The following is a 6,765-nucleotide window of genomic DNA, read 5'->3' as shown; positions in this document are numbered from 1 at the left end:
AAATGGCTCTTTTTATGGTGACTGTCGCCACAGCAGTTTCTAGATCGAGGGAATTCATTAACGTACTCGCTACGGTCCACCGACGAAGGAACTACAAGTACAGAAGGACTGAGCCCAGGGAGACACCAAGTTCCAACGTGCCATGCTTGCGTCTTCTCCCGTGGAACAGAAGAATCAACGAAGCTCCGCACAAAATCTCTAGATCGATACCGTGCGGATCTTTAGCAATCTGTTCATGGGATTGCTTATGGGCAACCGCTCCGGGATCAAATAGCCACAGCATGTCTTTACCGCATCAGCATCACGGCGCAATCAATTGATGCCCAGTGCAGTTCATGCAGACCTATTGCTCAGGCCATTCAGATTCATGAGTATTCGACAGCAGCGATTCGCCACGCCTCGGAAGTGAGCTCCACTCAGCGGTCGCTTCGCTCAATTGGATCTATTGCCCGGATGTCCCGACTGTTGTCTACTGCATTCAGCAGTTAACAACTAGCCAGGTGCGCAATGGTTCGGCGCTTCTGCCCTTTGTTCGGTGGTTCTCCAATGGGGAAAGAAGGGCTACCGAAACTCCATGTTGCAGGAACCGGTGCCGTCGATGGCATGTGAGTCCCCTTCTGTACGTGCAACGTTGAAGTCGCTTTGCAGCCAGATGCCGGCGGGACCACGCCTTTCCGTGCCGGCAGCACCGCGCGCTACGCGCCTCTCGATTTCTCCATTCCTCGCTAATGAACCAAGGCGGGCAGCGGCATTCAGAACCTGACGCGAAGCGAGAGTCGGGGTGCAGAGCCGACTTCCTCCCCAATCCATAGGACAGGCGCGGACCACATAATGACCGGTTCCGCCTTACGTCTTTGCCACTTTCCGTAAATTCGTGGGTCAGACGATGCATCATGTAGCCCCTATCTAAAAGCCTCGTCAACGACTGGCTTTTATTGCGTACAGCTGCATGAACCTCTCCAAGTTGTACGTGTTGAGAAAACAGGATTAGAAATTCCATGATGAAAACCATGGATTCAATCAAGACTCTTAAGTTATGCTGATTTCAACAAATTATCCAAAGAGTAGATATATTCACTTTGGAGCATTCTTAGGAGGTCATTATGGCTGAGAAAAAGCTAGAACCGCAGAAGCCTACACCGGCGTTCGTTGGAGCCAGCTGGTTGGCGCTGCTGATTGGTATGGGCACATATCTCATCGGGCTTTGGAATGCGAACATGATGCTCAACGAAAAGGGCTACTACCTCGCACTGTTGCTTTACGGCATCTTTGCTGTCATTTCAGTGCAGAAGTCGGTTCGCGATAAAGCCGAGGGTATTCCGGTTACCAACGTGTACTACGGTATCGCCTGGGTATCAGTCTTTATCGTGCTCTTACTGCTGGCTATCGGGCTGTGGAATGCCGATCTCCTGTTGTCCGAAAAGGGCTTCTATGGAGTATCGATGGTGATGGCCATGTTTGCAGCTATTGCAGTACAGAAGAATGTCCGCGACATGGAAGCCTTCAAGGAACTTGAAGACGAAAACAAGAGCAGCTCCCGTGCGCTGTTCACAAGCAAATTCTTAGGGCAGTCCGATCAGACCCCTAATACTGATAAAAAGCCGTCAATCTAGGGCCCGGCACAGCCGACCGCTCGGCGGAACGAAAGTTAAAGCAAAAAACGCGAAACCGAAGTTTCGCGTTTTTTCTTTGTGACCCCAGCGGGATTCGAACCCGCGTTGCCGCCGTGAGAGGGCGGAGTACTAGGCCGCTATACGATGGGGCCGTATGCTGAAGTTGCCTTCAGCTCACTAAATTACTTTAGTGAAGCGCTGGGATACCAGGACTCGAACCTAGAATGACGGAACCAGAAACCGTTGTGTTGCCAATTACACCATATCCCAATGTGACTTGGTATCCAGCGGATTCAATTACCGAAGTAATAATCTCCCGAATGCCTTAGCACGAGATATAACTATACACACTAAATCTGAATATCGCACATCCACTCCCTCATTTACGAAGTGATCTACGACTCGTTCGCATATAGTCCACAAATGGGGCGGTTAAACAACAAGGAGGAATCCGAAGATTCCTCCAAGTGCTTTGAAGTCGGGATAACAGGATTTGAACCTGCGACCTCGTCGTCCCGAACGACGCGCGCTACCAAACTGCGCCATATCCCGTGATCAAGAACGATTTTACTCTACACCCGCAATGGCAGCATTACATAATCGACGACCTCAGAAGCGGTGGAAGCCCGATTCTCGCTCATTCGCAATAGGCAGCGACATCGCTCAGGATCCTAGATCGCTTTCCCAGGATTCAAAATATTCAGTGGATCCAGAAGGCTCTTAATCTGATGCTGTAGATCGATGACATCCGACGACTGCTCCCACGCCAGCCAGTCCTTCTTGATAAGTCCAACTCCGTGTTCACCGGTGATGGTTCCTCCCATCTCCAGCGCTGTACGCACCGATTCCTCAACAGCACGGTGAAGCCTTGCAAGCGGTTCATCGCCTTCGTCTTCGCCCACAAAGAAAGTAGGGTGCAAGTTTCCGTCGCCCACATGCGAAATCATTCTCATGTGCACCTGTTCCTTTTCTGCTGTCTGCTGCAGCCGGTGAACATACTCAACCATTCTGCTTTTAGGAATCGCGACATCTTCACCCGTACGATATGCGTCATCCTTGGTGTCACCCCTACTCGTCCGGCGCATTTCGATCAGCGCAGTTGCGCCTGGGTCTCCCTGGAGGCTGGCCCGTACAGTGCTCGCTGCGAAAACGTCTCGGACGGCTTCTTCTTCCCGCTGAGCACCATAGCCGTCAAGACGAAGTAGCAGCATTGCCCCGCCAGCGCTGGCATAGTCCGTTGAATACTGATCGTCGAGGACTTGCATGGTCGCATGGTCGATGAGTTCCAAGATTGCTGGCTGTATTCGAGCACGGGCAATCTTTTGTACCCCTTCGACGGCTTGTTCAAGGGTTTCAAACACCAACGCTAGATCGCGTTCGTCGACCGGAAGGTATCTCAGCCGAACGACAGCCCGAACAACAACTCCCAACGTGCCTTCAGAACCGGTAAATAGCGCCACCAGGTCATATCCCGCGACACCTTTGAAAGTATTCTTGCCGACGCTGATCAGCCTGCCGTCGGCCAGGACAACGTCGAGTGCCAATACTGACTCACGAGTGACTCCGTACTTCGCGCATCGCAATCCGCCGGCATTCGTGGCAATGTTGCCGCCGATCGTCGACATCTTGTAGCTAGCAGGATCAGGCGCGTACATCAGTCCGAACTCGGAGACTGCTTCATTCAGATGATGGTTAATGACGCCAGGTTCCACGACGGCAACTTCGTCTTCGGGCCTGATCTGAAGAATTCTGTCCATTTTGCTCATATTCAGGACAACAGCCTCACCCAGTACGTGGACGGCACCGGATACTCCGGTTCCAGCACCTCGGGTGATCACCGGTACCTTGTATTCGCTAGCCAGCCGCATGACTGCCTGGACCTCTTCAACTTCCCGCGCATAAACCACAGCAGCAGGAAGAATAGGCAGCCGAGACAATTGGCCGAAGTCTCTTGAGTTCTCCAGCCTGGCTTCTTCTGCGGTGCTCACAGATTGTTCCGGCAGTACCTCGTACAAAGCCTCAATGAGCTTCTGGGTGTTTTCCGACAATCTTCTATCCCCGATCTCATGCCTAATGTTCCTACGCACGAGCTTACGAGTGTCAGCCCAGTTTCTCGAAAACCAGGCAAACATGAAGCAGCCGGCCTAATGACTGTTCATGTCATTAGACCGGCTGGGCAATTCCAACAGCTTCGAAGCTAGAGGACTGCTTGGCTTGTGCCTTCCGGTTCTCCATCGTGGTCGGTTTCAGCGTCTTCTACTTGTTCAGGTACAGCTTTGCCGCGAACGAAGAAGTAATAGCAAAGTGCTAGAAGACCGATCCAGACCACTCCGGTAATCAGCGCGCTGCGCGTGTCCGGAATGATGCCGATCAGAACGATGACGAAAAGCATGAAGGCAACAGCCGCGTAGCTCCCCAGCGGCCACAATGGCACAGGGAATCCCGAAGGCTCCAAAGCACCTCGCGCAATGCGACGCTTCATGCTGATATGAGAAATCAGGATCATGGTCCAGACAACGACAGTCGCGAATGTCGCCAGCGCAGCGATAAGGAAGAAGATCTCATCTTCGAACCAGACGTTGAGAAGCACGCCGATTAGCAGCGCCCCGATCATTGAAAGCGAAGTGACCCATGGAACGCCGTTAGCGGTTGTCTTCATGAATACCTTGGGAGCTTGACCCTGTTTAGCCATGCCGTGGATCATGCGCCCTGCACCGAAGATATCGGCATTGATTGCCGAGAGTGCAGCGGTAATCACTACGACATTGAGAATATTTGCCGCGGACGAGAATCCGATCGAAGAGAAGATCGAGACGAAGGGGCTCTCCGAGCCGTCAATGGTGTTCCACGGCTGGATCGACATGATTACGCCAAGAGTCAGTACGTAGAACAGCAGGATTCGCACGGGTACGGAGTTCACAGCCTGCGGTATGACCTTCTTAGGATTCTGCGCCTCGCCCGCCGTGATACCGATGACTTCAGTACCGCCAAAGGCAAACATCACGATGGTCAACGAAGCGATCACACCCCAAAGGCCGTGAGGCATGAATCCGTCGTTGACAAACAGATTGGCAACACCGGCGGCCCCCTCACTCTGGTTGCCCAAGCCGAAGATGATCACCAGTATGCCGCCGGCAATCATGGCAATGATGGCAACGATCTTGATCAAGGCAAACCAGAACTCCAGCTCGCCAAATACCTTGACTGACAATAGATTCACTGCCGCGATGAAGAACACCACTGCCAAGATCCATACCCAACGTTCAACGTTGGGGAACCAGAAGCCCATATAGACGCCAAAGGCGGTTACATCGGCCAATGCGACCACGAACATTTCGAAGGTGTAGGTCCAGCCTGTTGCAAAACCAGCAAAGCGGCCAACGTACTCAGTCGCATACGCGCCAAAGGAGCCGGCAATCGGATTGCGCACCGCCATTTCGCCCAATGCGCGCATAACCATGAACACGACACCTCCACCGACCAGGTAGGCCAGAAGCACTGCCGGTCCCGCCATCTGGATGGCGCCAGCTGCGCCGTAGAAAAGCCCGGTTCCAATCGCCGAGCCTAGGGCAATGAACCGAATATGGCGGGTGCTCAGTCCTCGCTTGAGCGACTGGCTCGTTTGACTCGTCCGCATCTTGATCCTCCGCGATCACTCAGAATTAGATGGCTTTTACCAGCGCTCAAATATCGACTGTTAAAAACCTCGCCTACCATGTAATCGCAGTCACAAGCCCGTTTTTGTATACCAACGCCGACGCAGTCTGACATCTCAGACTCGACAAAACTTCAAGCTGAAGTACCGGACAGAAGATTCATATATCAATTCCTACTATCCGGTAGTCAGCTACTCAGCATTCACAAGGTCGAATCAGCTGACATCGTTAGCGTCGCTCAAGTACGATTTGTCCAAACGTTTAGCACAGAGTCTGTGATGCGTGAAAAAGTTTGTCGCCGTAAAAAGTGGAATGACAGAAGCCGTTTTATGAATGCGCGCTTCATATGGACATGACGACAGGTTCAAGTTCATACCGGCCTCACGAGCACATCGCAAAGCACAATGACGTCGTCAGTCATCGAAATCGGCAATTAACCGATGCCCCCTTCAGGAAGATCGTAGGTAAGTTTCCAGAGAGATCTTGTTGACCCACGCACCTGAAATTGGATGATCACGTGTATATCCCTGTAGCTGAAGCAGCCTCCCGACAGGAGCGGGCCAGCCACACGCTAAGCCACCTGCCTGCTACAGATGCTGCCACTACTCTTCTTTAGCGGACGACGGGCAGTTACGGCGTCCCATTGACTGCTGCATCTCAAAGTATCCGTTTCAGTTCAAGGCTCAGTGCTCGGGCCTATCTGTCCATAGCCCGAAGGAAATACCGCACGTATCGCTAAAGTTTGCGAACCAACGATCGTCCCCACCCAGATCGGTTCTGGCCCGCTCAACACGACCGCCTAGCTCTACGACCCGTAACAAGCACTTCTCGAGGTCCTCGACTTCAAAATAGATCCGAGTTCCTACAACCGGAGCTAGGTCCAGACGCGCATTTTGAAGACCGCCAATGCCTGAAGAGCCATCTCTAATGATCCAATAGCTCGCATCAAGTTCAGAATCTTCGAATGCTTGGTCGAACGTCCAGCCATGCAGCTTTCCGTGAAAACGCATGAACTCTTCCGGGTTCAATGTCGCGACTTCCCACCAGACCATGTTCGCCATAACGTCATCCTAATTCCCATCTGCCTGAGACGGTCAGTATCTAGTTGGGCTAAACCAGCGATTCTTCGATCCGTTCTCGAATACCGGAGTTTCATTTTGAAGACACGATGGATGGATCGCGTAAATCGAGCAGGTCTGCTTGAGGATCCGCTTTGCTGACGAGACTAATGAGTACTGTTTTAGAAGAAAGTTGTTGGAGACGCCTACGGTTTTCCAAAGGGATATGCTGCCTTGCACTTGCACTGTAAGGGCATTTCAGTCAATAGAGTCGCAGCATACTCTGCGTGCGGTGTCTGGACGCAGCTACCGCTGCCAGAGCTCCTGAATGTCTGCGCACAGTTGCAATCCTTCGCGGGCACTGCCTGACTAAGCCAAAAGAGGCCATTCAAGATCCCATCAGCCCTCGGTGGCAGTGCCGCCGGTTAAACGAAAATA

The 6,765-nt window shown here is 52.4% G+C and carries 4 protein-coding genes and 3 tRNA genes; 1 reads left to right on the top strand and 6 read right to left on the bottom strand.

Annotated features, from left to right (window positions below):
• Positions 1-1,103 precede the first annotated feature (1,103 nt).
• The gene (gene yiaA, locus AUR04nite_RS17680) at positions 1,104-1,613 is read left to right on the top strand and encodes an inner membrane protein YiaA (protein WP_141367622.1); all 510 of its coding nucleotides are present in this window, start codon (positions 1,104-1,106) and stop codon (positions 1,611-1,613) included.
• Positions 1,614-1,692: 79 nt separating this feature from the next.
• On the opposite strand, the gene AUR04nite_RS17675 is transcribed toward yiaA, so the two are convergent.
• The 6 genes from AUR04nite_RS17675 to AUR04nite_RS17650 form a co-directional block, all read right to left on the bottom strand.
• Positions 1,693-1,765 (bottom strand) — tRNA-Glu (locus tag AUR04nite_RS17675).
• 46 nt (positions 1,766-1,811) lie between these two features.
• A tRNA-Gln gene (locus tag AUR04nite_RS17670) sits at positions 1,812-1,883 on the bottom strand.
• A gap of 208 nt (positions 1,884-2,091) precedes the next feature.
• Positions 2,092-2,165: transfer RNA gene (locus tag AUR04nite_RS17665), tRNA-Pro, on the bottom strand.
• Positions 2,166-2,284: 119 nt separating this feature from the next.
• Positions 2,285-3,661, bottom strand: coding sequence for an FAD-binding oxidoreductase (locus tag AUR04nite_RS17660; RefSeq protein ID WP_246055599.1), 1,377 nt, complete (start codon positions 3,659-3,661; stop codon positions 2,285-2,287).
• 149 nt (positions 3,662-3,810) lie between these two features.
• Positions 3,811-5,250 carry an amino acid permease gene (locus AUR04nite_RS17655; RefSeq protein WP_141367618.1) on the bottom strand — a complete coding sequence of 480 codons (1,440 nt, stop codon included), beginning with the start codon at positions 5,248-5,250 and terminating at the stop codon, positions 3,811-3,813.
• A 702-nt stretch (positions 5,251-5,952) separates the two neighbouring features.
• On the bottom strand, positions 5,953-6,330 hold the full coding sequence (locus tag AUR04nite_RS17650) for a VOC family protein (RefSeq protein ID WP_141367616.1): 378 nt from the start codon (positions 6,328-6,330) through the stop codon (positions 5,953-5,955).
• Between the last annotated feature and the right edge of the window lie 435 nt (positions 6,331-6,765).

It is taken from the genome of Glutamicibacter uratoxydans, from assembly GCF_006539925.1.
GTDB lineage: Bacteria > Actinomycetota > Actinomycetes > Actinomycetales > Micrococcaceae > Glutamicibacter > Glutamicibacter uratoxydans.
This window is presented reverse-complemented; position numbering and strand designations above follow the sequence as displayed.